The organism is Streptomyces sp. NPDC022910 (assembly GCF_055561075.1).
The window spans coordinates 121901-145696 of the sequence record NZ_JBVHHL010000018.1 but is presented as its reverse complement, the minus strand read 5'-3'; the positions used below and the strand labels follow the sequence as shown (position 1 = coordinate 145696).

At 71.4% G+C, this 23796-nt stretch carries 22 protein-coding genes and 2 pseudogenes; 9 read left to right on the top strand and 15 right to left on the bottom strand.

Annotated features, from left to right (window positions below; genetic code table 11):
- Positions 1-128: 128 nt before the first annotated feature.
- A complete protein-coding gene (locus ACZ3TS_RS19535) occupies positions 129-560 on the bottom strand; it encodes a helix-turn-helix domain-containing protein (RefSeq protein ID WP_467619386.1) in 432 nt (143 codons plus the stop codon).
- Positions 561-862: 302 nt separating this feature from the next.
- Between ACZ3TS_RS19535 and ACZ3TS_RS19530 the strand changes: the two genes are divergently transcribed.
- Positions 863-1738 carry an RNA polymerase sigma factor SigF gene (locus ACZ3TS_RS19530; RefSeq protein WP_467619384.1) on the top strand — a complete coding sequence of 292 codons (876 nt, stop codon included), beginning with the start codon at positions 863-865 and terminating at the stop codon, positions 1736-1738.
- 74 nt (positions 1739-1812) lie between these two features.
- Here the strand turns inward: ACZ3TS_RS19530 and ACZ3TS_RS19525 are convergent, their stop codons facing one another.
- Positions 1813-2265: an ATP-binding protein gene (locus ACZ3TS_RS19525; protein WP_467619381.1), complete on the bottom strand. Its 453-nt coding sequence runs from the start codon at positions 2263-2265 to the stop codon at positions 1813-1815.
- 786 nt (positions 2266-3051) lie between these two features.
- On the opposite strand from ACZ3TS_RS19525, the gene ACZ3TS_RS19520 reads away from it, so the two are divergent.
- Positions 3052-4338 (top strand): streptophobe family protein, encoded by a 1287-nt coding sequence (locus tag ACZ3TS_RS19520; RefSeq protein ID WP_467619379.1) that lies wholly within the window; start codon positions 3052-3054, stop codon positions 4336-4338.
- A gap of 51 nt (positions 4339-4389) precedes the next feature.
- Here the strand turns inward: ACZ3TS_RS19520 and ACZ3TS_RS19515 are convergent.
- Positions 4390-4805 (bottom strand): annotated as a pseudogene (locus ACZ3TS_RS19515) (hypothetical protein).
- 367 nt (positions 4806-5172) lie between these two features.
- On the opposite strand from ACZ3TS_RS19515, the gene ACZ3TS_RS19510 reads away from it, so the two are divergent.
- Entirely contained in the window at positions 5173-5559 is a 387-nt protein-coding gene (locus tag ACZ3TS_RS19510; protein ID WP_467619378.1) for a nuclear transport factor 2 family protein, read from the top strand.
- A gap of 160 nt (positions 5560-5719) precedes the next feature.
- Here ACZ3TS_RS19510 and ACZ3TS_RS19505 read toward each other — a convergent pair whose 3' ends face one another.
- Positions 5720-8215, bottom strand: a complete 2496-nt coding sequence (locus tag ACZ3TS_RS19505) for an ATP-dependent Clp protease ATP-binding subunit (protein ID WP_467619376.1) — start codon at positions 8213-8215, stop codon at positions 5720-5722.
- 243 nt (positions 8216-8458) lie between these two features.
- Here ACZ3TS_RS19505 and ACZ3TS_RS19500 point away from each other — a divergent pair.
- Positions 8459-8671: pseudogene (locus tag ACZ3TS_RS19500) on the top strand (DUF1905 domain-containing protein); the annotation flags it as partial.
- Here ACZ3TS_RS19500 and ACZ3TS_RS19495 read toward each other — a convergent pair.
- Entirely contained in the window at positions 8670-9599 is a 930-nt protein-coding gene (locus ACZ3TS_RS19495) for an AraC family transcriptional regulator (RefSeq protein WP_467619373.1), read from the bottom strand. The pseudogene ACZ3TS_RS19500 and the gene ACZ3TS_RS19495 overlap by 2 nt on opposite strands.
- A 103-nt stretch (positions 9600-9702) precedes the next feature.
- Between ACZ3TS_RS19495 and ACZ3TS_RS19490 the strand changes: the two genes are divergently transcribed.
- The gene (locus tag ACZ3TS_RS19490) at positions 9703-10707 is read left to right on the top strand and encodes an oxidoreductase (RefSeq protein ID WP_467619372.1); all 1005 of its coding nucleotides are present in this window, start codon (positions 9703-9705) and stop codon (positions 10705-10707) included.
- A gap of 24 nt (positions 10708-10731) precedes the next feature.
- Here ACZ3TS_RS19490 and mgrA read toward each other — a convergent pair whose 3' ends face one another.
- Positions 10732-11721 carry an L-glyceraldehyde 3-phosphate reductase gene (mgrA, locus tag ACZ3TS_RS19485; RefSeq protein WP_467619369.1) on the bottom strand — a complete coding sequence of 330 codons (990 nt, stop codon included), beginning with the start codon at positions 11719-11721 and terminating at the stop codon, positions 10732-10734.
- A 107-nt stretch (positions 11722-11828) separates the two neighbouring features.
- On the opposite strand from mgrA, the gene ACZ3TS_RS19480 reads away from it, so the two are divergent.
- Together ACZ3TS_RS19480 and ACZ3TS_RS19475 are read left to right on the top strand one after the other, a co-directional pair.
- Entirely contained in the window at positions 11829-12728 is a 900-nt protein-coding gene (locus ACZ3TS_RS19480) for a LysR family transcriptional regulator (protein ID WP_467619367.1), read from the top strand.
- Between the two features lie 58 nt (positions 12729-12786).
- Positions 12787-13302: a mycothiol transferase gene (locus ACZ3TS_RS19475; RefSeq protein WP_467619365.1), complete on the top strand. Its 516-nt coding sequence runs from the start codon at positions 12787-12789 to the stop codon at positions 13300-13302.
- On the opposite strand, the gene ACZ3TS_RS19470 is transcribed toward ACZ3TS_RS19475, so the two are convergent.
- The 4 genes from ACZ3TS_RS19470 to ACZ3TS_RS19455 form a co-directional block, all read right to left on the bottom strand.
- On the bottom strand, positions 13284-14351 hold the full coding sequence (locus ACZ3TS_RS19470; protein ID WP_467619362.1) for an adenosine deaminase: 1068 nt from the start codon (positions 14349-14351) through the stop codon (positions 13284-13286). The genes ACZ3TS_RS19475 and ACZ3TS_RS19470 overlap by 19 nt on opposite strands.
- 33 nt (positions 14352-14384) lie before the next feature.
- Positions 14385-14777 carry a VOC family protein gene (locus tag ACZ3TS_RS19465; protein WP_467619360.1) on the bottom strand — a complete coding sequence of 131 codons (393 nt, stop codon included), beginning with the start codon at positions 14775-14777 and terminating at the stop codon, positions 14385-14387.
- Between the two features lie 179 nt (positions 14778-14956).
- Positions 14957-15886: a M56 family metallopeptidase gene (locus tag ACZ3TS_RS19460; RefSeq protein ID WP_467619358.1), complete on the bottom strand. Its 930-nt coding sequence runs from the start codon at positions 15884-15886 to the stop codon at positions 14957-14959.
- A complete protein-coding gene (locus tag ACZ3TS_RS19455; protein WP_467619357.1) occupies positions 15883-16254 on the bottom strand; it encodes a BlaI/MecI/CopY family transcriptional regulator in 372 nt (123 codons plus the stop codon). Before ACZ3TS_RS19455 ends, ACZ3TS_RS19460 begins: the two co-directional genes overlap by 4 nt.
- Before the next feature lie 172 nt (positions 16255-16426).
- Between ACZ3TS_RS19455 and ACZ3TS_RS19450 the strand changes: the two genes are divergently transcribed.
- The gene (locus ACZ3TS_RS19450) at positions 16427-17107 is read left to right on the top strand and encodes a phosphatase PAP2 family protein (protein WP_467619354.1); all 681 of its coding nucleotides are present in this window, start codon (positions 16427-16429) and stop codon (positions 17105-17107) included.
- A 106-nt stretch (positions 17108-17213) separates the two neighbouring features.
- On the opposite strand, the gene ACZ3TS_RS19445 is transcribed toward ACZ3TS_RS19450, so the two are convergent.
- The 4 genes from ACZ3TS_RS19445 to ACZ3TS_RS19430 all read right to left on the bottom strand — a co-directional run bounded on the left by ACZ3TS_RS19445 (position 17214) and on the right by ACZ3TS_RS19430 (position 21436).
- Positions 17214-18134 (bottom strand): aldo/keto reductase, encoded by a 921-nt coding sequence (locus ACZ3TS_RS19445; protein WP_467619353.1) that lies wholly within the window; start codon positions 18132-18134, stop codon positions 17214-17216.
- Between the two features lie 53 nt (positions 18135-18187).
- Positions 18188-19552: a phospholipase gene (locus ACZ3TS_RS19440; RefSeq protein ID WP_467619352.1), complete on the bottom strand. Its 1365-nt coding sequence runs from the start codon at positions 19550-19552 to the stop codon at positions 18188-18190.
- Between the two features lie 319 nt (positions 19553-19871).
- On the bottom strand, positions 19872-21080 hold the full coding sequence (locus tag ACZ3TS_RS19435; protein WP_467619349.1) for an RNA polymerase sigma factor: 1209 nt from the start codon (positions 21078-21080) through the stop codon (positions 19872-19874).
- Positions 21080-21436, bottom strand: coding sequence for a YciI family protein (locus ACZ3TS_RS19430; protein WP_467619348.1), 357 nt, complete (start codon positions 21434-21436; stop codon positions 21080-21082). Before ACZ3TS_RS19430 ends, ACZ3TS_RS19435 begins: the two co-directional genes overlap by 1 nt.
- 99 nt (positions 21437-21535) lie before the next feature.
- Between ACZ3TS_RS19430 and ACZ3TS_RS19425 the strand changes: the two genes are divergently transcribed.
- Positions 21536-22576, top strand: a complete 1041-nt coding sequence (locus ACZ3TS_RS19425) for an acyl-CoA dehydrogenase family protein (RefSeq protein ID WP_467619345.1) — start codon at positions 21536-21538, stop codon at positions 22574-22576.
- A gap of 69 nt (positions 22577-22645) precedes the next feature.
- Here ACZ3TS_RS19425 and ACZ3TS_RS19420 read toward each other — a convergent pair whose 3' ends face one another.
- Positions 22646-23788 (bottom strand): LLM class flavin-dependent oxidoreductase, encoded by a 1143-nt coding sequence (locus ACZ3TS_RS19420; protein WP_467619343.1) that lies wholly within the window; start codon positions 23786-23788, stop codon positions 22646-22648.
- Positions 23789-23796: the final 8 nt, after the last annotated feature.

Genomic DNA, 23796 nt, shown 5'->3' with positions numbered 1-23796 from the left:
GGAACGCGCCAAGGCGAGACGACGTCCGCCGGACGACCACGCACCGATTTTCACGCACACAGGGTGTCGCCGTCAGGCGACCGGATTACTGACCCCGGTGGCTCGGGAGCCGGACGTGCGTGAGCCGGTCAGGCGACGAGGCACAGACCGTCGTACGGGGCCGTCGGCGACGTCCGGCCCCGGCCGACCCGGGTCCGGGCGTGCCGCGCCAACTCGTTCTGGGCGAGCGAGAGCAGGTCGGCGAGGCCGAGCCCCAGGGCCTGGGCGGCGGCCGCGAGGACCTCGGAGGATGCCTCCTTGCGACCGCGCTCCAGCTCGGAGAGATACGGCATCGAGATCCGGGCCGACTCCGCGACATCCTTGAGCGTGCGCTCCTGCGCGAGCCGTTCGCGCCGCAGCACATCACCGACGAGGTCGCGCCACAGGGGCTCCCTGGGGGCGGGCGTCTGCGCCGTCCGCCCCTGCTCCCGCAGGGGCCTGGTCGCCCCGCCGGTTCGGGGCGGCGCGGCCTGCGGACGCAGGGGAATGACGCGGGCTTCGTTCGGCGCTTGATTGCTCACCTCTTCAGCCTAGGGATCCGCGGCGCCACGGGAAGGGAGCGGCGTTCTGCCCTGGGTGAATCCCCCGGCGCCCGACCGGCGCCGGGTACGGGGCGAGCCGGGGCGGTGCGGCACGGCTTCCCGCGCCGTCCCCGCCCCCCGTTGCACCGCCCCGCGCGCTCGCGAAGTGACTTGCGCCACCGCATCGTTCGCCTGCTGCCCACATGAGACGCCGACTCCGGGGTATGCGAGGACACACGATGCCTGGACAACGCCCGAGAGGCGCAACAGCGAGTTTCGTGGGAGAGGTAATGGACACCGCCATGAGCTGGTCGACGGTCACCGACGAGAGCGTCCGTACCAGGGCTGGTGAGGAGACCCTGCCGACCGTCACGGATCCGAGCACGGTGGCTCCTCGCGACGCGCGGGAACTGTCCCGTCTGTTCTTCCAGCGGCTGAGCACCCTGGAAGAGGGCGCGCACGAGTACCAGTACGCGCGCAACACCCTGATCGAGATGAACATGTCGCTGGTGCGGTTCGCGGCCGGACGGTTCCGCAACCGCAGCGACGACATGGAGGACATCATCCAGGTCGGCATGATCGGGCTCATCAAGGCCATCGACCGGTTCGAGATCTCCCGCGAGGTGGAGTTCACCTCCTTCGCCGTGCCGTACATCGTCGGCGAGATCAAGCGCTTCTTCCGCGACACGACGTGGGCCGTCCATGTGCCCCGCCGTCTGCAGGAGTTGCGGGTCGAGCTGGCGAAGGCGCGCGAGGAGCTCGCGACCCGCCTGGACCGGGAGCCGACCGTCGCCGAGCTGGCCGCACTGATGAACCTGTCCGAGGACGAGGTGATCGAGGCGCAGATCGCGGCCAACGGCTACAACTCGTCGTCGCTGGACGCCACGCTGGCCGGTGACGACCAGGACGGTGAGGCCGTCCTCGCCGACTTCATCGGCGAGGAGGACGACGGCATCCGCCTCGTCGAGGACTTCCAGACCCTCGCGCCCTTGGTGGCGGAGCTCAGCGAACGGGACCGGACGATCATCCACATGCGTTTCGTGGAGGAGGCCACCCAGGCCGACATCGGCACCCGGCTCGGCTGTTCGCAAATGCATGTCTCGCGCCTGATCAAGCGCATCATCGAGCAGTTGCGCAGCGGCATGCTGGACGACGTGAAGCGGGTCGACGTCACCTGACGGACGGCTGGGTGAAGCCCGTGGGCCTCATGGGCCCACGGGCTCCATCCCGTCATGCCGACCGGTCGTGTCTGTCAATGCTCCAGGTTCACGACGGCTTCGACACGCTTTCCGACCGGGACCCGCTCGCACGTCACCCGCGTCGCCAGCGCATGGACGATCTCCAGGCCGTGCCTGCCGACGCGCTCGGGATCCTTGGGACAGCGCCGGGGCAGCGCGGCGCTGCTGTCGTAGACGGCGACGGTCACGGCGATGTCGGTGCCCTCCAGCTCGAGGATGTACGGGCCGTGGCTGTGCCGCTGCGCGTTGGTGACCAGTTCACTCACCACCAGGAGCACATCGCCGGTGGCGCGCTCGTCGATGCAGGCGCACCACTCGGACCGGAGCTGCTCGACGAACAGCTCGCCGAAGGCCCTGGCCTCGGCGATGGAACCCGGCTCCCCGGTGTAGTGCGCCGCCCGCCGCAGCGGCTCAACAGGCGTGTCGAAGTCAGTCGGTATCACCGCTCCGTCCAGGTGCTCCATCATGCGGTCTCTCTCGGCTGCCGGAGTCGTTCGGCGCGGCACCCCCGTCGGAGGAGCACCGCACCAGTGCTCGTACCCAGCGACGCGTTCCCCAGTCACCGTACGCGGACGCCAGTCGCGCGTACCACGGCCGGCCGGGTGGGCGGGCGCGTCTTCGCGCCGGGCCGGTGCATTGGCAGGGTACGACGCCCGGCGGGCACCGCCGGGGCCGGGGGCGGAGGTGGAGCGCGAGCCGGTGGATGTGGCCGGTCCTCGTGGCGGCGGTGACTCTGCTGTCCGGGCCACTCCTGTGGGTCCAGGCGCGCCGCCGTGCGGCCACGGTGATCGCCGTCCAACGGGGCCGGAGGTCCGGAAGGCGGCCGGGGCACCGGGTCACGCTCAACGAGCGGGGTCTGCTCGCGGGGCCACTGCGCAGGAGCCTGCCGTGGACCGCGGTCCACGCGCTGGGCCCGGCACGCCGTGATGCCTCCGTACCGGGCCGACGCGGCACCGTCGACGGTGCGGGACACGTAGGGTGAAGACGAGCCCCAGGACCACGACGGCCACGGCCACCGTGGCTACCAGGGCCACCCGGGGCTCGGACTTCCACCGGGGCGATACGGACCCTCGCCGGCGTCACCCGACCCGGGGCGCCGGGGCCTGCAGAGCGGCCGGTGCGGCCGCCGGAGGGTCCTGAGGCCGCGCGTGACGGGCGGGACGGAGTTACCGGCAGCCGACGTGCCAGGCCGCGGCCGTCGCGGTCGGACCACCCGGCAGGCGACGCGCGGAAGGGCTGCTTAGCGTGGCACCATGAGCGCCCCGAGCCCGCCCGACCATGCAGTCGCCCGCCCCGGAAGCCCCCCGGTCGCCGCGCACGGCTGGGTCCAGGCCGCCGCGACGGTGCTGGCGGGGCTGATCGTCATGGGCGTGTCCGCCGCGCTCGGGCTCTGGGCAGCGGGCGGGACCGGCATCCCGCACAACGGCTTCCCCCGGGTGGTCGTGGCCACGGTCGTCGTGGCGGTCGGCGGCGCCGTGAAGCTGGCGGGCGACGCCGGCGCGCTCGCCGACACCCGCGCGGGACTGACGGTGATGCCGCTTTCGGTGACGCTCGTGGGGGCACTGGTCATCGCCGCGGGGTTCCTGCGCCCTCTGCGTCACGGGGCCGTCGCCGACGCACGCGAACTGGCGGGCTGGGCCGCCCGGATCGCCGTACTGTGGCTGGCGGCCCTCGTCGGGCTCGCGCTGGCGGCCCGTCAGACCTTCCCGATCCCGCTCGGCGAAGGGACCATCGGCGACATCGGCGACCTGTTCGACATCAACCCGAAGATCGGCTATACGACGGACCTGCCGCTGACCGTGCTGTTCGGACTCCTGTGGCTGGCGGGTGTGTTGGTCCTCGCCCTGCTGGTCTCGCGCGCAGCGCCCCTCCCGGCCCGTCTGCTGCGCTTCCAGGAGTCGGTGCGCCCCGCCGCGTACGCCATGGTCGCCCTGCTCCTCGCCTCCGTCGCCGTGGGCGTCGTGACCGCGCTGGTGGTGGCGGCGGCGCGCGGTCACCCCGCCGACACGCTCGCCGTGATCCTGCTGGGGCTGCCCAACGTGGTGTGGCCGGCGCTCACCATCGGCCTCGGCGCCACCTGGAACGGTCGCGTGGACGAGCCGTTCGGGCTGCCCATGCCCCATCTGCTCGACGAGGTGCTGCGCACCCCGGACATCGCGACGCTCAACCTGCGCACGCTCGCCGAACACGACGGACGGGTGTGGTGGCTCGTGGTCGTCGACGCCGTACTGATTCTCTCCGCCGCGTTCCTGATGGCGGCGCGGTCACCGGCGTGCATCCGGCCCTGGCAGCACGCCGTGCAGCTGGCCGTCGCCCTGGTGCCGACCGTGCTGATGATCTGTCTGGTCTGCCGGGTCTCGGCGCACTACGGTCTTTCGCTGATCGGCGTCGGTGACCTGTGGGGCGGGCTGTCCGGCGTGCTGTTCCTCCAACCGCGGCTGTGGACCGCCCTCGGCCTGGCGGCGCTGTGGGGGCTGGTCGCGGGGTTCGCCGGCGGACTGCTCGCCACCAAGGTGCGCCGACGCGGTGCGGTCCCCTAGCAGGCCACGGTGCGCCCGACGTGCGCTCGGTCCGACGAGGTCTGCGGGTGGTCAGGCGGCCGGGGTGGACAGCGCCGGGACGAACCGCTGCATGCGCAGCGCGTCCACGGACTCGGCGAGCAGTTCGTACTCCGTGGTGTCGTCGCTGATGGCGATGCGAACCAGCCGGCCGACGGCCAGCTCGTCGGCGACCCTCTCCTGTTGTCCGGCATCGCCGCACCAGGCCCGCAGGACGCTCGGCACGTCCGGGACCGCGTCAGCGACGGGAGCGATGGAGTTGGGCGGGAAGAGCGGGTCGTCGGGGTCCGGATCGAGCCGCTCCGCGATCCAAGACGCGCGGTCGCGCATCCACCACAGGGCGAGGGCGAGCGTGGGCGCCCGGTACGTCCCTAAGCTAAGGGCACGCCGACGCGTTGACCGCCGCACATGCCGTAGGCCGTGACATGGCACAGGAATTCGTCGTGCACGATCGTCCCCCAGTGCGGTGCTCGGTGCCGGGTTCGGCCCGTTGTGCCTTGCATACGCTCGCTGTGCGGGTGACCCGAGCGCGAGGCGGGGTGGCGCCTGTCGGTCATGGCTGGGTCACTCGTCACTTCGAGTATCGCCACCCCTGACACTCTGTCACCATGACATTTCGGCCAGTCTCCTGGCATATTCACGGCCTCGCGTGGCCGAAACGGGCCGAGCAGGCTCGGGGGTCCTCGCTTACCCGGGAGGTAATCGACGCCCCCGGGCACGTCCGGGCATGGTTGCGGTGTCGGCTCCCGACGGGCACCGCGCCCTCTGGACCCGGCCCCTTACCAGCGCCACGACCTCGATGGAGGCTGATCCGCCATGTCCGCAGAGACCAACCGTTACGAGTCCAGCGTCGCCCGCTACTTCGAGGCGTGGAACACGGGTGAGGCCCAGGCCCTGACGAAGGCGGTGGCCGCCGCCTGGACCGCGGACGGAAGCTACACCGATCCGCTGGCCGACGTCACCGGGCACGAGCAGATCGCCGCGGTCATCGCGGCGGCGCACAAGCGGTTCCCGGGGTTCTCCTTCCGGCTGTCGGGCGCGGTGGACGGACACCACGACATCGCCCGCTTCACCTGGGAACTGGTCAACGACGCGGACGGCTCGGCACCCGTCGCCGGCTTCGACGTGATCGCCCTGGCCGACGACGGGCGTATCCGCAGTGTCCACGGGTTCCTCGACCGCGTCCCGGCGGGCGCGGCCTAGTCTAGGACACACCCGGCCGGGAACGGCTCGGAGGCCACCGTCCGCCGCCTTCCGAGCCGTCCGGCATGCCGCTGCCACCGGACTCGTCGTCGGACGGGAACGTCGCGTCCGCTATGCCGCCCTTGCCCGTCGTGCTCTTGGTGCCCCTGGACTGGGCCGCCTACTCCGCCTCCTCCGCGGCCCTCGCTCGCGCGGCCTTCTCCTCCTCGGTCATCGCCTTGAGGCTCGGGACCAGTTCGTCGTCCACGACGTCGGCGACGACCGTGTCGCCCGAGTTGAGAGTGCCGTCAAGCAGCATGTTCGACAGCCGGTTGTCGAGCTCCGTCTGGATGATGCGGCGCAGCGGCCGGGCCCCGAACTCCGGCTGGTAGCCGCGGTCGGCCAGCCAGTCCTTGGCCGCATCGGTGACCTCCAGCCGGACCCCCTGCGCGTGCAACCGGCGCCGGGTGCCCTCGAGGAGCAGATCGACGATGCGCACCAAATCGTGCCGTTCCAGCGAGTGGAAGACGATGACCTCGTCGATCCGGTTGAGGAACTCGGGGCGGAAGTGCGCATGGAGCTCGGCCATCAGATCGTCCCTGATCTCCTCGACTTCGCCCTGGTGGTCCAGGATGTGCTTCGAGGCGATGTTGCTGGTCATGATGACGACGGTGTTGCGGAAGTCGACCGTGCGCCCCTGGGCGTCGGTCAGCCGCCCGTCGTCCAGGACCTGCAGCAACAGATTGAAGACGTCCGGGTGGGCCTTCTCCACCTCGTCGAACAGCACGACACTGTACGGCTTGCGGCGCACCGCCTCGGTGAGCTGGCCCGCCTCCTCGTAGCCGACATATCCGGGCGGGGAACCCACGAGCCGGGAGACGGTGTGCTTCTCCTGGAACTCGCTCATGTCGAAGCGGATCATCCGGTCGGGATCGCCGAAGAGCAGTTCCGCGAGCGCCTTGGCGAGTTCGGTCTTGCCGACGCCGGTGGGGCCGAGGAAGAGGAAGCTGCCGGTGGGCCGGTTGGGGTCGCCCATGCCGGCCCGGCCGCGCCGCACCGCCTGGGCCACCGCGGTGACCGCCTGGTCCTGGCCGATGACGCGCCGGTGCAGGAGCTCCTCCAGCTTCATCAGCCGCTCCCGCTCCGTCTCGGTCAGCTGGGAGACGGGGATGCCGGTGCGCGCGGAGAGCACCTCGGCGATGTCCTCGACGGTGACGACGGGAGTCGTCGCTGTCCCGCCCTCGCTGATCTGCGAGAGCTGCTGCTCCAACTCGGCGATCTGACGCTTGATTTCACTTGCGCGTTCGAAGTCCTCGGTGCTGACCGCCTCGTCCTTCTCCCGGCGCAGCCGATCGAGACGCTCCTCCAGCTCGGCGGACTCGGTGGGGCCCATGGTACGCAGTGCGACCCTGGCTCCGGCCTGGTCCATGAGGTCGATGGCCTTGTCGGGCAGGAACCGGTCGCTGATGTAGCGGTCGGAGAGGCTGGCCGCGGCGTCCAACGCCTCGTCCATGTAGCGCACTTGATGGTGGGCCTCGTACGCGTCGCGCAGTCCGCGCAGGATCTCGACGGTCTCCTCGACGGTGGGCTCGGGCACCATGACCGGCTGGAAGCGGCGTTCGAGCGCCGCGTCCTTCTCGATGTGCTTGCGGTACTCGTCGAGGGTGGTGGCGCCGACGACGCTGAGGTCGCCCCGGGCGAGCGCGGGTTTGAGGATGTTGCCCGCGTCCATGGAGCCCTCGCCGGTGGCACCCGCGCCGACGACCTGGTGCAGTTCGTCGATGAAGAGGACGATCCCCTTCTTGGCGGCGGTGACCTCGTCGATGACCTTCTTCAGCCGTTCCTCGAACTGGCCCCGGTACTGGGACCCGGCGACGAGGCCGGCCATGTCGAGCGCCACCACCCGGCGGTCCTTCAGCACCTTGGGCACCTCACCGGCGACAATGCGCTGCGCCAGCCCCTCTACGATCGCGGTCTTGCCGACGCCCGGATCGCCGATGAGCACCGGGTTGTTCTTGGTCCGGCGGGACAGCACCTCGACGGTCTGCTCGATCTCGGAGGCGCGGCCGACCACGGGATCGAGCCGACCGCTGCGCGCCTCGTCGGTGAGGTCGCGCCCGTATTCGTCGAGCGTCGGAGTGTCGGGGTGTCCGCCCGCGGCCTGCCCCTGTCGGCCGACGCCGCTCAGGGCGCTCGGGGAGGTGCCCTCGGACCGGAGGGTCTGGGCGAGCGGGGAACGTGGATCGTCGAGGAGGGCGGAGAGGATGTGCTCGGGGCCGATGTAGGAGGCACCGGCCGCCTGGGAGCGGGCATGGGCGGCGAGCAGGGCCCGTTTGGCCGCCGGAGTCAGGGCGGGCTCCCCGGTGCCGGTCCCGGACGGCAGCGCCTGCTCCAGGTCGGCGGCGAGCCGGCCGGGATCCGCGCCGGCCTGCTCCAGCACCTGGCGCGCGGCCGGCACCTGGGTGGCGGCCCACAGCAGGTGCACTGCGTCGAGATCCGATCCGTCCTCCGCCGCCCGCCCGCCGGCCGAGGCGAGCAGCTCGTGCGAGGAGTCGCTGAGCAGGCGTCCGATGGGGACGCGTTGCACGGCCGGCGGCGAGGTCGCCGGAGTCATGCCGAAGAAGCGGTTGAAGAGTTCGGAAAACGGGTCGTCTGACCCGAAGGGCGAGATCGTCACGATTGACCACCCGTCCGGCGGCGACACACGGCCGCGTATCGCCCGCCGTAGTCGATTTGCCCGTACTCGCCCAGTTTTCGCCAGGTCACACCGTCCTGGCAAACGCAGAGCAACCGGAAAAATCAAGGCGAGTCAGACATAAAGGTAGGGGCGTGGATCGACGCACCGTTCTCCCGCTGCCGATGAGTCATCCCGTCTCCGCGAGTCATGCCGGCAGGACGACCGCCGGAAGAGGAGGAACCCATGAGCACGAACGGCACACTGGACGAGCGGTTCACCGCCGTCCCGGTCAAGGTCCGCGGGACGATCGGCGGACACCCTTTCCGCAGTTCGCTCATGGCCCTGGGAAACGGCGCCCACAAGCTGCCGACGAGGGGCCGACGAGGGGCCGACGTACGGAGAGCGATCGGGAAGGAGGAGGGCGACACCGTGAGCGTCCACCTCGAGGAGCGGCTCAGCCCGGGACCGCCGCCCGCGCCGCGTCGCGGTAGCCCCTGGGCGCGATGCCCACGGTGCGTTTGAAGGCATTGCTGAAGGCGCTCTCCGAGCTGTAGCCGACGGACTGGGCGAGGGCCGCCACCGATGTCTCCTCTTCCCGCAGGGCGCGCGCGGCCAGACTCATCCGCCAGTTGAGGAGATACGTCAGGGGCGGCACGCCGGCCGCCTCCTTGAAACGCAGGGCGAACGCGGTCCGGGACATGGCGGCGGCCCGGGCGAGTTCCTCCAGGCGCCAGGGACGCGACGGATCACCGTGCATCAGGCGCAGCGCCGGGGCGAGCCGCTCGTCGGCGAGGGCGCGCAGCCAGCCGGGCGGCAGCCCGTCGGCCTCCGTGAGGCAGACCCGCAGGACCTGGACGAACAGCAGCTGGGCGAGTTGGTCCGAGGCGAATCCGGCACCCGCCCGGCCCGCCGTCATCTCGCCCACCAGCTGCCCGATCAGCCAGCGCAGCACCGGCGCTTCGGTCGCGTCGGCCCGAACGTGGATTCGCTCCGGCAAGGCCCGGCGCAGCAGGTCACCGCTGTCCCGGCTCAGGTCGATGTGCCCGGACACGCACACGACGTCCTCACCCTGGCCGAGCCGCGCCATGCGGGTGCCGGGGTCCATGGCGACCCCTCCCGAGTCCAGCGGCTCCAGGCCCGGGGCGCTGCACAGCACGTACGGCCGTCTGCCGTCGGAGACGACGACATCACCTTCCGCCAGCGCCACCGGTTCGCCTCCGGCCTCGGAGACCAGCAGGCATCGCCCCCGCACCAGGGCGTTGACCTTGAGCTTGTCCCGCCCGCGTAGCTTGATCGCCCAGTCGCCGCCGGCCGTGAAACCACCGGAGAACAGGCAGCGCGCATCGGCGACGGCGAGGGCGTCGGACAGCGGATCCACAGACATGTCTGAACTATCGCGCAAGTAATACGGACTCTCAAGCATTCATCGTACGGAACCGTCGACCTACGGTGGTCCGGACAACCCGCGCGAGGAAAGACGCGAGGGAATGACCGAGGAGACACAGACCATGTCCACCGCACAGCAGCCACTCCCCTCCGGCTTCGGTGCCGCGTCCACCGCCGACGACGTGATCAGGGGAATCGACCTGACCGGAAAGGTGGCGATCGTCACCGGCGGCTACTCCGGCCTCGGTCTGGAGACAGCCCGGGTTCTGCGTTCCGCGGGCGCCGAGGTCGTCGTACCCGCCCGTGACGTCGAGCGGGCCCGGACCGCCCTGAAGGACGTCGACGGCGTCGAGGTCGAGCCGATGGACCTGATGGACCCGGCATCGATCGACGCCTTCGCCGAGAAGTTCCTCGCCTCCGGGCGTCCGCTGCACACTCTGGTGAACAGCGCCGGCGTCATGGCGACCCCGCTGACCAGGGACGCGCGCGGTTACGAGGCCCAGTTCGCCACGAACCACCTCGGGCACTTCCAGCTGGTGTCCCGTCTGTGGCCCGCGCTGGTCGCGACCGGCGGAGCGCGGGTGGTGGCGGTGTCCTCCCGGGGGTTCCGCTTCTCCCCCGTCGTCTTCGAGGACCTGCACTTCGAGCACCGGCCGTACGAGCCCTTCGCCGCCTATGGCCAGTCGAAGACCGCCAACGCCCTCTTCGCCGTCGAGCTGGACCGACGAGGGCAGGCGGACGGGGTGCGGGCCTTCGCCGTGCACCCGGGCACCATCATCGACACCGGTCTGGCCAAGCACGTCTCCGACAACGTCATCCGGGCGGCCGGCGCCGTCGACGAGGACGGACGCCCCGTACGGGACCCCGCTCGGCAGCTCAAGACGGTCCCGCAGGGAGCGGCCACCAGCGTCTGGTGCGCGACCAGTCCGCAGCTCGCCGGGCTGGGCGGCGTCTACTGCGAGAACTGCGACATCAGCCCGCTGGTGGCCGAGGCGGACCAGGCCGCTTGGCGGAAGGGGGCGGAGACGGCCGGCGTACTCGGATACGCGGTCGACCCGGAGGCGGCCGCCCGCCTCTGGGAGGTGAGCGAACGCCTCACGGCTTGATCGCCTGGTGGCCGGGGCGGCGCCCTACGGCTTGATGACCGCGTCGATCCGCGCGAGCTCGTCCGCGCCGAAGTCCAGGTTGCCGATCGCAGCGACGCTGTCCTCGAGCTGCCGCGGGCTGCTCGCACCGACCAGGGCCGAGGTCACCCGGCCACCGCGCAGCACCCAGGCCAGCGCCATCTGGGCCAGCGTCTGGCCGCGGGACTTGGCGATGTCGTCGAGCGCGCGCAGCTGCCGCACCAGGTCCTCGGTGAGGGAGTCGGCGGTCAGGAACGGACTGTCGCTCGCGGCCCGCGAACCCTCCGGAATGCCGTCGAGGTAGCGGCCGGTCAACAGTCCCTGCTCCAGCGGAGAGTAGGCGATGGAACCGACCTGGAGCTCGTCCAGCGTGTCCAGCAGCCCGTCCTCGGGACGTCGGTCGAGCATCGAGTAGCGCGGCTGGTGGATCAGCAGTGGGGTGCCCAGTTCGCCGAGGATGCGGGCGGCCTCGCGGGTCTGCTCCGGCGAGTAGTTGGAGACACCGACGTACAGGGCCTTGCCCTGCTGGACCGCCGAGTGCAGGGCGCCCATCGTCTCCTCGAACGGAGTTTCGGGGTCGGGCCGGTGCGAGTAGAAGATGTCGACGTAGTCCAGGCCCATCCGCTTCAGGCTCTGGTCGAGCGAGGACAGCAGGTACTTGCGGGAGCCCCATTCGCCGTACGGGCCCGGCCACATGAGATAGCCGGCCTTGGTGGAGATGACCAGCTCGTCGCGGTAGGGCGCGAGGTCCGCCTTCAGGGCGTCGCCGAGGGCGGTCTCGGCGGCGCCGGGCGGCGGGCCGTAGTTGTTGGCGAGATCGAAGTGCGTGACGCCGAGGTCGAAGGCCCGGCGCAGGATCTGCCGCTGCGTCTCCACCGGACGGTCGGGGCCGAAGTTGTGCCACAGGCCGAGGGACAGCGCGGGCAGCTTCAGGCCGCTGCGTCCGGTGCGGCGGTAGGGCATGGCCTCGTACCGGGCGGGTTCTGCCGTGTACAACGTGCACTCCAGAGGGCGTTTCTTGACGATGGTCCAGTCTCGCCTGCGCTCGCGGCAGCGGTCCAACAGAGGGATCGGATGGGATTGAGCGTCTACGCTTCTCAATCATGGAATTGCGCCATCTCCAGCATTTCGTCGCCGTCGCCGAGGACCGGCACTTCACCCGGGCAGCCGAACGCCTCATGGTGTCGCAGTCGGGCCTGTCCGCCTCGGTCCGCGCCCTGGAGCGGGAGCTCCAGGCCCCTCTGTTCGTACGGACCACCCGCAGCGTCACGCTCACGGAGGCGGGCCGCGCCCTGCTGGTGGAGGCGGAGCGGATCCTGGCCCAGGTGCGCGCGGCCCACGAGGCGGTCGCCGCCGTCCAGGGTCTGCTGCGCGGCACTCTGTCGCTCGGCACCGAGCAGTGCATCGCCGGAGTGGACGTCGCCAGGCTGCTCGCCGGGTTCCGGCGACGGCACCCCGACGTGGAGATCCGGCTTCGGCAGGCGGGGTCGGGCGCGCTGGCCGATGAGGTCGCCGCGGGCCGGCTGGACCTGGCGTTCGCGGTGCGCACCCAGGCGGACACCGACCAGCTGCGGTCCGTCCCGCTGACGAGCGAGCCGATGACCGTGCTGTGCCATCCCTCGCACCCGCTGGCTCAGGGCGGCCCCGTGGTCCCCGAGGACCTGGGCGGCGAGGCGTTCGTCGACTTCCACCCCGACTGGGGGCCGCGCCGCACGACCGACGCGGTGTTCACGGAGGCGGGAGTCCAGCGGACCGTGACCCTCGAGGTCAACGATGTGCACAGTCTGCTGGAACTGGTGCACGAAGGGCTCGGTGTCGCCGTCGTCCCGCGCCACTTCGGGCAGAAGCGGGAGGCGTCCACCCTCGTGTCGCTTCCGGTCAAGAGCGACGCCCTGTACGAGACCGTCGCCCTGCTGCCGCCGCACGAGGCGATCAGTCCGGCGGCCCGGGCGCTGATGCGCCTCCTCACGGCGGGTACGAAGGACGGGTCCGAGGCCGGTTGACCGGCGCGCGGCGCACGATCGCCCGACGCCTCCGGCCGCGATGCGCGATGGTGGACCCATGCATGCCAAGGACATCCTCATCGACGCGTACAGCCGCATCCAGGAAGAAGTCCATGCCGCCGTCGACGGTCTGGGCCCGGACGAGCTCACGGCCCGCCCCGCCGAGGACGCCAACTCCATCGCGTGGCTCGTCTGGCACCTGACCCGGGTGCAGGACGACCACGTCGCCGACGCCGCCGACCTCGAGCAGATCTGGCTCTCACAGGGCTGGGAGAAGCGCTTCGGCCTCGATCTGCCCCGCCGGGACACGGGGTACGGCCACGACCCGCAGAAGGTCGCCAAGGTGCGGGTGGAATCGGGCGACCTGCTCACCGGGTACTACGACGCCGTGCACGGGCAGACGCTCGGCTTTCTGCGCGGGCTGACCGCCAAGGACTTCGAGCGTATCGTCGACGAACGCTGGGATCCGCCGGTCAGCCTGGGCGTACGACTGGTCAGCGTCGTGTCCGACGACCTGCAGCACGTCGGACAGGCCGCCTATGTGCGGGGGCTGCTTCAGAGCGCTGCCTCGTAGCCGGGCAGGATCACGTCCCGGATGAGGGCGCTGCGCTCGTCGAACGGCATGAACGCGCTCTTGACCGCGTTCACCGTGACCGTGCGCAGGTCCTCGACCGTCCAGCCCGCCTCCTCGACCAGCAGGGACATCTCGCGGGTCATCGTCGTGCCGGAGACCAGACGGTTGTCGGTGTTGAGGGTGACCCGGAAGCCCAGGTCCTTGAGGGCCGTGATGGGGTGCCCGGCGATCGAGGTGGCGGCGCCGGTCTGGAGGTTGGATGTCGGGCACATCTCCAGGGCGATACGGCGGTCGCGCACCCAGCCCGCGAGCCGGCCGAGCTTGCCGTCGACGATGTCCTCGGTGATGCGCACACCGTGGCCGATGCGCTGGGCGCCGCAGACCTGGAGGGCCTGGTGGATGCTGGGCAGCCCGTGTGCCTCGCCCGCGTGGATGGTGAACGGCACGCTCTCGCGGCGCAGGTGCTCGAAGGCGGCGAGGTGGTCGGCGGGCGGGAAGCCGTCCTCGGCTCCGGCGATGTCGAACCCGATCACACCCGCGTCGCGGAAGGCCACGGCGAGGTCGGCGATCTCCCGGGTGCGGTCGAACATGCGCATCCCGCACAGCAGGGTGCCGACCCGGACCGGGGTGCCCGCGGCCGCCGCCTTCACCATGCCCGCCGCGAGACCCTCCTGCACGGTCTCGACGACCTCAGGCAGGGTGAGGCCGCCCTTCAGCATGAGCTCGGGGGCGTAGCGCACCTCGCCGTAGACGACGCCGTCCCCGGCGAGGTCGAGGACGTACTCCTCGGCGGTGCGCAGCAGGCCCTCGCGGGTCTGCATGACGGCCAGGGTGTGCTCGAAGGTCGCTATGTAGCGCACCAGGTCACCGGAGTTGGCGGCCTCGTAGTACCAGTCGGCGAGCGCCTGCGGGTCGGTGGTGGGCAGCGTGTGTCCGACCTCCTCGGCGAGTTCGACGAGGGTCGCGGGGCGCAGGCCGCCGTCGAGGTGGTCGTGCAGGACGGCCTTGGGAAGGCGGCGGACGGTGTCGGTGTCGATGCGGTCGGTCATGTGCGGTGGTTCCTCGGTGGGTCGCGGGGTGGGTCACTCGGCGGGCTGAAGCAGGTCCCAGCGGTTGCCGTACAGGTCCTGGAAGACGGCGACGGTGCCGTAGGGCTCGTGGCGCGGTTCCTCCAGGAAGGTCACGCCCGCGGCGGTCATCCGGGCGTGGTCGCGGGCGAAGTCGTCGGTGTGCAGGAAGAAGCCCACGCGCCCGCCGGTCTGGTCGCCGACCCGGCCGTGCTGTGCCTCGTCCTTGGCCCGGGCGAGCAGCAGCCCCGTGCCGTGGGCCGCGGCGCCGGGCTCGACGACGACCCACCGCGAGCCGTCCGGCCGGGTCTCGTCGGCCGCGAGCCGGAACCCCAGGGCCTCGGTGTAGAAGCGGATCGCCTCGTCGTAGTCGTCGACAACGAGGGTGACCAGGGCGATGCGTCTCATCGGGCCTTCCGGAGGGGCTGGGGTTATACGTAACACGTAGCGTACGGCACCGGGCCAAGTGCACTGGTGCGGGTCGCACCGGCGGCTTCGCAGGGCGGCCGAGGGCCGACGGCGGCCCCTTGCGCCCGCGCCCCTCGGCGTCCGCGGCCTGCAGGCCCGCCGATCGGCACTCCCGGCCCTCAGGGCCGCTCTTCACCCTGCGCGACCTCGACCTCGTGATGGAACCCGACGACCCCGGTCGCGGAGGCGCAGACCGAGATGGTGGCGCAGACGACCAGGAGAGCGGCGATCCAGCGGGCGGCCCGGTGCGGCGCGTGAGGGGCCGCCAGCAGGGCGGCGACCCGCTGTGGCACAGGTCCCGTGTTCGCGGCGGGCACGAAGGACGGCCGCTCCACGTGCGCGGCCCGGGCGGCGAGCGCGGCGCGGCCGATGGCACGGGCGGCCAGCCGCCGGTCCCCGACCGCGTCGGCCGCGGCCTCGTCGGCCACGCGCTCGACCGCGAGCTGGATGACGGCGGCCACAGGGCGCAACCCGGGGTGGCAGAGCGCGGCCAGCTCGCCGACAGCCAGGAAGTAGTGGTGTCCGCCCGCGTTGTGGGCCCGCTCGTGGGCGAAGAGCGCCTCGCGCTCGTCCGGGCTGAGGCTGCGAAGCATGCCGGTGGTGACGACGATACGGTGCGGCCGCCCGGGCAGGGCGTACGCGTCCGGGCGTGGGGAATCGATGACGCAGAGGTCACCCGCGGTGGTGCGGCGGTCCGCCTCGGTGGTGGCCGCGCGGAAGGCCCGGGCCTGCCGCAGCACGGTACGACCCACGGTCCACAGGCACACGGCGAGCGCACCTACCGAGAACGCGGCCGCGGGCAGGACGAACAGGTCCGACCCTGCGCGCAGCGGGCGCACCAGCTCACCGAGTGCGGCGAACAGCGGCAGTTGGAGCAGCCCGGCGAGGACGAAGGCGCCGAGCGTGGTCAGGGAGCAACACGCGAGCACGACCGTGCAGCAGGTCACCACCCACAGGGCGGTCGCGGGCGCGAGCCGTTCGAGGGCACGCCGCGCGAGCGGAGGCATAAGAAACGGCAGCGCCAGGGGGGCGAGCAGCAGGAAGGTCACTGCTCACCGGATTCCAGCAGGTCCCTCAGGACGCGCTCGTCGTCTTCGCTGAGCTGGGCGACGAAGCGGGCCAGCACCGTGTGCCGGTCGCTGTCCCGGTCCAGCTCGGTGTGCATGCGCCGAGCGGTGAGCCCGTGGGCGTCCTGAACCGGGAAGTAGGCGTAGCCGCGACCCTGGCGCCGGCGGTCGACGATGCCCTTCTCGTGCAGCCGGGACAGGATCGTCGTCACCGTCGTGCGGGCGAGTCCGCTGCCGAGGCTCAGCTGCACCTGGCCCGGGGTCAGCGGGGCCTCCGCGGCCCAGAGTGCGGCCATGACGCTCGCTTCCAGCTCGCCCGCCGGGCGGCGCTCGTCCTTCGCTTCGGCCATGAAACCTTCCTCGCCCCCGTCGTCCACATTTCCGTAGACCGTCTACAGGATTGTAGTCTTCCCGGGTCCGGCCAAGCCGGCCCGCACGTCCATTATGGAAGGGGCTCACCACCATGGGCGCAGCATCGCGCACCGCACCACCGCACGCGGCCGCCGACCTCCCCATGCCGTCGTGAAGCGGGAGGACACCGCCGACTTCGCCGGTTCGACGGCGGTGGGTGCCCTGGTGGCGTTCGTGCTGCTGGCCCTGACCGTGACAGGACGCGGCGGCGCCCCGCTGTTCGGAGACGAGGACCTGCTGGACTGGTCGGTCGGCCATCGCCCACCGGTCGCCGTCGCGGTGGCGCGGGCGGTGACGTACACCGGGACGGGGTTCGTTCCCTACCTGCTCGCCGCCGTCGCCGGTCTCCTGATCGGGCGCACGCTGCAGCAGCGGGCCCTCGCCGTCGCCGCCTGCCTCGTCTGCCTGGCCATGGGCCAGGCCGTGCGGTACGGGGTGATGTCGCTGGCGGCGCGCCCCCGCCCGGGGACGCGGGACTGGGTCACGCACGCGTCGGGGTGGTCCTTCCCCTCGGGCCATACGACGACGTCCGCGATCACCGCCGGGCTGTTGGCCCTGGCGGTCCTGGCCCGTGCGCCTCGTGGCAGAAGCGCCTTGCTGGCCGTCGTTCTCACCTGGGCCGTCCTGGTCGGCCTGACCCGCGTGTATCTGGGTGTCCACTGGTTCTCCGACGTCCTGGGTGGCTGGCTGCTCGCCCTGTGGTGGCTCAGCCTGTGTACCTACGTCGCCACCCGGCTGTTCCGGCGCACCAGCGCCGGCACACCGGAGCCGGCCTCGTCCTCGACGCCCTGAACGTCCCAGCAGGCAGGGCAGACCCGCGCCGCGTCCCCCCTCGTCGCGGTCGTGCGGTGCCCCGGCCGGTCAGGGCCGGGGCGATTCACAGGGCGTGGTCAGTCGGTCACTCGTCCTGCCGGTGCAGCGCGTCGAGGCGGGTCATCTCGTCGGCCGTCAGGCGCAGCGCCCCCGCGGCCACGTTCTCCACGAGGTGGTCCGGATTCCCGGTGCCCGGAATGGCCAGAACATGGGAACCCTGCTGCAGCGTCCACGCCAGCCTGACCTGGGCGGTTGTGGCGCCGTGCGCCCTCGCCACGGAGTGGACCACGTCGTTCTCGTGCCCCTCGTCGCCGGCCGGGCCGCGTGCGCCGCCCTTCCCGGCAACCGCGAAGAACGGGACGAATGCGATGCCCTCCTCGCCGCAGAGCCGGAGGAGTTCGTCCGTGTCCGGGTCGAGCGCGTGGAGCCCGTACTGGTTCTGCACGCTCACCACCGGCGCGATCGCCTGCGCCTCCGCGAGGTGCCGGGGTTCGACGCCGGAGATGCCCAGGTGACGGATCAGGCCCGCCTCCCGCAGCTCGGCAAGAGCGCCGAAGTGCTCGGAGATCGAGTCCCACCGCTGCTGCGACCTGCGCAGGTACACCATGTCCAGGTGGTCGCGGCCGAGCTGGCGCAGGTTCTCCTCGACGTGGCCGCGCAGTTGGTCGGGGCGGGCCCATGTGCCCCACTCCCCCGAGTAGTCACGGAAGGGGCCCACCTTCGTGGCGATGACGAGGTCGTCCGCATATGGCGCCAGCGCGCTGTTGATCAGCTCGTTCGCGGAGCGCAGGGACGAGAAGTAGAAGGCGGCCGTGTCGATGTGGTTGACGCCGAGTTCGACCGCCTTCCGCAGCACGGCGATCGAACGCTCGCGGTCGCTCGGCGTCCCGAGGTGGAAGGCGGAGCTGCCCGTCAGCCGCATCGCGCCGAAGCCGATGCGGCTGACGGACAGGTCGCCCAGTTTCCAGGCACCCGCGGCATCCGCGGTGATCGCTTGTGAGGTCATCCGCGGATGATGCGCACACATCGCGGACCCGCGCACCCGCTTTATGGAGTGCTTTACGGATAGGTGTACGTGTTGAGGGCGTTCACGGCGGACGCCGGGCTGCCGAGGTCGTAGCGGTCGACGGCGAGGTAGTTGGGCTTCTTGCGGGCGGCGGGCTGGCAGAACCGCTGGGCGCGGTCGGCGAGTTTGGTGTTGTCGGTCTGCACCGTGGACGCGATCGTCGCGTCGCGGAAGTGGTTCATGACGAACAGCGGGCGGAAGCCGGGCTCGGTGCGGGTCAGCGGAATGTTGGTGTTCGCGTCGTACCAGCGGCTGTAGCAGGACCAGTCGGAGGAGCCGATGCCCGAGCCCATGGACCAGGAGTTCTCCACCGTCCAGTCCTTCTGGTACATCACGCCGAAGCTGTCGCGGGTGAGCCCGGCGGACTCGTCCGAGGAGCGGCTGTGGTCGGTGAAGATCAGCAGCCGGTGGCCCGCCGCGATCAGATCGGCCATCTTCGGCCAGCCGTTCTGCCTCACCCCGGTCCGGTCGGGCCGGTAGAGCACGTCCGACAGGCCGTTCACCCGGGCCAGTTCGCTGCGCAGGACGCCCGGGTCGACGTAGTCCTCCAGGAAGACGGTGACGAACTGGTCGGGGTGCGCCTTCAGGAAGTCCACGATGCGCTGGACGTCCACCCACAGGGCGACCGGACTGCTGACCAGGGTGCAGCTGTTGTGGCAGAGGATCGCGCCGTCGGAGGTCTGATGGATGTCCAGCATGAATCCTCGGACCCCGTCGGCGAGTTGCTGGTTGATTCCGCGCGTCTGGTTGGGCACCAGGTTCACGAACGGCGGGGCGAAGCCGCCGTCGACTCCGTTGGCGTACGCGTTGTGCGCGGTGAGGAACGCGACCTGGTCCAGGGTGCGCTGGTCCGCGGGTGGCATGGGGCCGGTCGGTGAGGTGACCGGCGTCAGGTACCAGGCGGCGAGGCCGCCCGAGGAGCCGATGGCCAGCTGGGCGGGGTAGGTGGCCCCGGAAGGTTTGGCGGCCACGGTCAGGTAGCGCTCGGTGCCGGGTGCCTTGAGCGTGTACTGGTCGCTGCCGGCGGGAGTGATGTCCCAGGCCGCGTCGGCGCTCGCGCAGGCGACGGTGCGGGCCTGGTCGCCGGAGCGGCCGAGGCAGCTGCCCGCGGTGTCGGCGCTTTCGAGGACGTACCAGGCGCCGCTCGCTCTCAGGTTCCACTGCTGGTGGTCCTCGTTGCCCTTGGGGTTGTGCTGCTCGACGGCTCCCCCGTTGACGGCCGCGTCGAGTCCCGTCGTGGCGCTCTGGACGTAGTAGGCGCCGACTGCGGGGACCGCGGCGGCCGCGTGGGAGGGAGGAGCCACGACCACGGCGGCCAGTGCGGTGGTCGCGGCGAGCAGGGCGTGGGGGGTTGGCATGAGGTGGCCCTTCGTTCGGCGATGGTCAGGTGCATGACACTATGGCCGACGGTCGGGCGTCAGTAGGTGAGGTTGCCGCCCTGTGAAACCCCGACGAGCCGATCACGGCCGCCCCCGGACACGGACACGGCGGAACAGGACCTGGTCGCACGCGCCGTGGGGGGCGGCCGCGGTGGGGGGTTGCGAAGGCACACTCAACCGCAGTGGTCTGTACCGGTCAAGGGCACGGATCGGCCAACCAGGGGATGCGCAGGGCGGGTTGAGACCGGCCGGGCCGACTCGCACACCGTCCGCGCTCCGATGTCGCGAGGCCCGCGTGTCACATCCCGGTTTCTCCCGCGAGGTCCCGCCGCCGTCGCTCCAGGAAGGCCCGCTCCGCCGGACTGTCCGTGCGCGCGACGGCCGCCTCGTAGGCCCGTACGGCCTCGGTCTCGCGGCCCAGACGCCGCAGCAGGTCGGCGCGGACCGCGTGGAAGACGTAGTAGCCGTCGAGGTCCAGCGCGTCCACCAGGTCGAGGGCCTCTCCCGGCCCCCGGACCTCGGCCGCGGCGACCGCGCGGTTCAGGGCGACCACCGGACTCGGGGAGAGCGCCAGTAGCTGGTCGTACAGCCGCAGGATCTGCCCCCAGTCGGTGGCCCGCGCCGTCGGCGCGTCGCTGTGCACGGCGTTGATCGCGGCCTGGATCTGGTATGGACCGGGCCGGTCCAGGCGCAGGCAGCGACGGACGAGTTCCTGCCCCTCGGCGATCAGGTCGCGGTCCCAGCGGGTGCGGTCCTGCTCGGGCAACGGAACCAACTCACCGCCGTCCCCCTCGCGGGCCGGCCGGCGCGCCTCGATGAGCAGCATCAGCGCGAGCAGACCGGCGACCTCGGGCTCGTCGGGCATCAGGTCGTACAGGAGACGACCGAGGCGTACGGCTTCGGCGCACAGGTCGCAGGCGCCGGTGTAGCCCTCGTTGAAGATCAGGTAGACGACGGCCAGCACGCCGCTGAGCCGGTCGGGCAGGTCGGCGTCGCGGGGCACCCGGTAGGGGATGCCCGCGTCGCGGATCTTCGCCTTGGCGCGGACCAGCCGCTGGGCCAGCGTGGCCTCGGGCACCAGGAAGGCACGGGCGATCCGCGCCGTGGAGAGCCCGCCGAGAAGGCGAAGCGTCAGTGCGACCCGCACCTGCAGGGCCAGCGCGGGGTGGCAGCAGGTGAAGATCAGACGGAGCCGGTCGTCGCGCACGGGTCCCTCCTCGGCCGGTGCGTCGGGCGTGTACAGCCGGGCGGCCTCGGCGTGGCGGGCGTCCCGGGAGGACTCGCGGCGCAGCCGGTCGATCGCCCGGTTGCGAGCCGTGGTGATGATCCAGCCGGCCGGACTCGGGGGCACGCCGGTCTCCGGCCACCTCTGCAGGGCCGTGGTGAAGGCGTCCTGGACCGCTTCCTCGGCGAGGTCGATGTCGCCGAGAAAGCGGACGAGGACCGAGACCGTCCGGCCGTACTCGGCGCGGAAGACGGCCTCGACGTCGGTGGCGTCGGGCGGCATCAGTCCCCGGCCGAGTCCATGAAGGGACGCACCTCGATGGGGAGCGTGGTGGCCCGGGTCGCCTTACGGCCCCACTCCAGGGCCGCGTCCAGATCGGGGGCCTTGATCAGGCAGAGACCACCGAGGTACTCCTTGCCCTCGGCGTACGGCCCGTCGGTGATCAGCACATCGCCGCCCTTGGGCCGCAGGACGGTGGCCGTCTCCGGGCCGTGCAGTCCTCCGGCGAAGACCCAAGCCCCGGCCTCGCGCAGCTCCTCGTGGAAGATCTCCAGGTTGTGCATGATCTCCGCGAGCGCCTCGGCCGAGGGCGGCTCGCCCTCGCTGGGCTGGATCACACTGAGCAGGTAGTACTTCATGACGTCCTCCTTGGCACCGTGGTGGTTCTCTCACCTCCTACACGAACGGAACGACCCTGGATCGACACCTCACCCGACGACATCGGGAGAATCCTCTTCATGACCGACCCGGCCCACGCTCTCCTCGCCCGCGCCCGGCAGCTCGCACAGGACCTGCTGGCACCGAACGCCGAGCGTGTCGACCAGGAGGGTGTGCCCGCAAGCCATATCGAGGCGATCAAGCGGTCCGGGCTGCTCGGGCTGAGCGCGCCGGTGCCCTACGGCGGTTCGGCCGCACCCGGCGCGGTGGCACGGGAGACCGCCGAGATCCTGGCCGGAGCCTGCTGCTCGACCTGGTTCGTGCAGACCCAGCACCACACGCCCGTGATGACGCTGGCGAAGACCGAACTGCCGGTGCGGGAGCGCCTGCTCGGCCCGCTGGCACGCGGCGAACTGCTCTCCGGGGTGGCCTACGCACACCTGCGCTCGTATCCCCGCACTCCGGTGCGCGTGACCCGGGATCGGGACGGCTGGCGGTTCGACGGCACCGTGCCCTGGTACACGGGCTGGGGCCTGAACGACGTCATGCTGCTCGCCGGGGTCACCGACGCCGACGAGGCGCTGTTCGCGTTCACCGAGGCTCGCGAGCAGCCCGGGCTGCGTGCGTCGGCGCCGCTGCGGCTCGCGGCACTCACCGCAGCGCGCACGGTGTCGCTGGAGCTCGACGGACTGTGGCTGCCCGAGGAGGCGGTGGCGCTCCGGACGCCGTACGGGCAGTGGGCGGCGAACGACCATACGAAGACGGTCAATGCCTCCCCGGCGGTGTTCGCGATCGCCGAGGCGGCGCTCGGCCTGCTGGACGACGAGACCGCCGAGACGCTGCGGGGCCGCCTCGACGAGATCCGCCGCCGGGCCTACGCCCTGGCCGACCACCCGGTACCGCACGAGCACATGGACGAGCGACTGGTGCTCAGGACCAAGGCGTTCGAGCTGATGCGCACGGCCACCACCGCGGCGGTGGTGGCCGGCGGCGGCCGGGCGATGCTTTTGACCAGCAAGGCCCAGCGACTGGCACGGGAGGGGATGTTCCTCCTTGTCCAGGGCCAGACGGCCGAGTCACGCCGAGCACATCTCGACTCACTGGCGAGCATCATGCCTTAGGGGCGCGGGGAGACTGCGCGACCAGCCGCACACCACGAACAGCCACCGGTCGGCCGAATCCACCCCCGCTCAACCCGCGAACGGCACCTGCGCCGAAGGCACCGCATCCTTCCCGAACGGATGCCGCCACAAGCCCCGCGCGGCGAGCCGCGGCAGCACCCCCTCCCCGAACCAGTACGTCTCCTCCAGATGCGGATACCCGGACAGCACGAACTCCTCGATGCCGAGGTCGGCGTACTCCTTGATCCGCTCGGCGACCTCCTCGTGGCTGCCGACCAGCGCCGTGCCCGCTCCGCCGCGCACCAACCCGATCCCGGCCCACAGGTTGGGGTGGATCTCCAGCCCGTCCCGGCCGCCGCCGTGCAGCGCGAGCATGCGCTGCTGCCCCTCGGACTCGCTGCGGGCGAGCCCGGCCTGTACGGACTTCACGGTCTCGGGGTCGAAGCCGTCCAGGAGCCGGTTCGCCTCAGCCCAGGCCTGTTCGGACGTGTCGCGCGTGATGACGTGCAGCCGGATGCCGAAGCGGAGGGTGCGGCCCCGCTCGGCGGCGAGCCCTCTGATCCAGGCGATCTTCTCGGCGACCTGCACGGGCGGCTCCCCCCAGGTGAGGTACACGTCTGCGTACTCGGCCGCGACCTCGCCCGCGACCGGCGAGGAGCCGCCGAAGTACACCTCGGGTACCGGGTCGGGCACCCGGGCCAGCTTCGCGTCCTCGACCCGGAGGTGCTCGCCGTCCAGGTCGACGGACTTGCCCTCCCACAACTCCCGTACGATCTGCAGGAATTCACCGGTGCGACGGTACCGGGCGTCCTTGTCGAGGAAGTCTCCGTAGGCGCGCTGCTCATGGCTCTCGCCGCCCGTGACGACGTTCAGCAGGAGCCGTCCGCCGGTCTGTCGCTGGAAGGTGGACGCCATCTGCGCGGCGAGAGTGGGCGAGACGGAGCCGGGCCGGAAGGCGACCAGGAACTTCAGGCGTTCGGTGTTCTGGCTGACCATGGCGGTGGTCAGCCATGCGTCCTCGCACCAGGCACCGGTCGGGGTGAGCGCGCCCACGAAGCCGAGGTCCTCGGCGGCGCGGGCGATCTGGCTCAGATACGCGACCGTCGGCGGCCGGTCCCGTCCGGATGCCGTCGCCGGAGTGCCGTGACCGCCGCCGACGACATGGCGGCTGTCGCCGTTGGTGGGAAGGAACCAGTGGAAGGTGAGGGACACGTCGGGTC

Bases quoted from the DNA above. Each gene is read 5' to 3' on its own strand.
- ACZ3TS_RS19510 (WP_467619378.1), top strand. From the start codon at position 5,173: ATGTCCGCAGAGACCAACCGTTACGAGTCCAGCGTCGCCCGCTACTTC.
- ACZ3TS_RS19435 (WP_467619349.1), bottom strand. From the start codon at position 21,080: ATGCCGCCCGACGCCACCGACGTCGAGGCCGTCTTCCGCGCCGAGTAC.
- ACZ3TS_RS19445 (WP_467619353.1), bottom strand. From the start codon at position 18,134: ATGACCTCACAAGCGATCACCGCGGATGCCGCGGGTGCCTGGAAACTG.
- ACZ3TS_RS19425 (WP_467619345.1), top strand. From the start codon at position 21,536: ATGACCGACCCGGCCCACGCTCTCCTCGCCCGCGCCCGGCAGCTCGCA.
- ACZ3TS_RS19480 (WP_467619367.1), top strand. From the start codon at position 11,829: ATGGAATTGCGCCATCTCCAGCATTTCGTCGCCGTCGCCGAGGACCGG.
- ACZ3TS_RS19430 (WP_467619348.1), bottom strand. From the start codon at position 21,436: ATGAAGTACTACCTGCTCAGTGTGATCCAGCCCAGCGAGGGCGAGCCG.
- ACZ3TS_RS19475 (WP_467619365.1), top strand. From the start codon at position 12,787: ATGCATGCCAAGGACATCCTCATCGACGCGTACAGCCGCATCCAGGAA.
- ACZ3TS_RS19465 (WP_467619360.1), bottom strand. From the start codon at position 14,777: ATGAGACGCATCGCCCTGGTCACCCTCGTTGTCGACGACTACGACGAG.
- ACZ3TS_RS19440 (WP_467619352.1), bottom strand. From the start codon at position 19,552: ATGCCAACCCCCCACGCCCTGCTCGCCGCGACCACCGCACTGGCCGCC.
- ACZ3TS_RS19455 (WP_467619357.1), bottom strand. From the start codon at position 16,254: ATGGCCGAAGCGAAGGACGAGCGCCGCCCGGCGGGCGAGCTGGAAGCG.
- ACZ3TS_RS19525 (WP_467619381.1), bottom strand. From the start codon at position 2,265: ATGATGGAGCACCTGGACGGAGCGGTGATACCGACTGACTTCGACACG.
- ACZ3TS_RS19495 (WP_467619373.1), bottom strand. From the start codon at position 9,599: ATGTCTGTGGATCCGCTGTCCGACGCCCTCGCCGTCGCCGATGCGCGC.
- ACZ3TS_RS19490 (WP_467619372.1), top strand. From the start codon at position 9,703: ATGACCGAGGAGACACAGACCATGTCCACCGCACAGCAGCCACTCCCC.
- ACZ3TS_RS19530 (WP_467619384.1), top strand. From the start codon at position 863: ATGAGCTGGTCGACGGTCACCGACGAGAGCGTCCGTACCAGGGCTGGT.
- ACZ3TS_RS19520 (WP_467619379.1), top strand. From the start codon at position 3,052: ATGAGCGCCCCGAGCCCGCCCGACCATGCAGTCGCCCGCCCCGGAAGC.
- ACZ3TS_RS19470 (WP_467619362.1), bottom strand. From the start codon at position 14,351: ATGACCGACCGCATCGACACCGACACCGTCCGCCGCCTTCCCAAGGCC.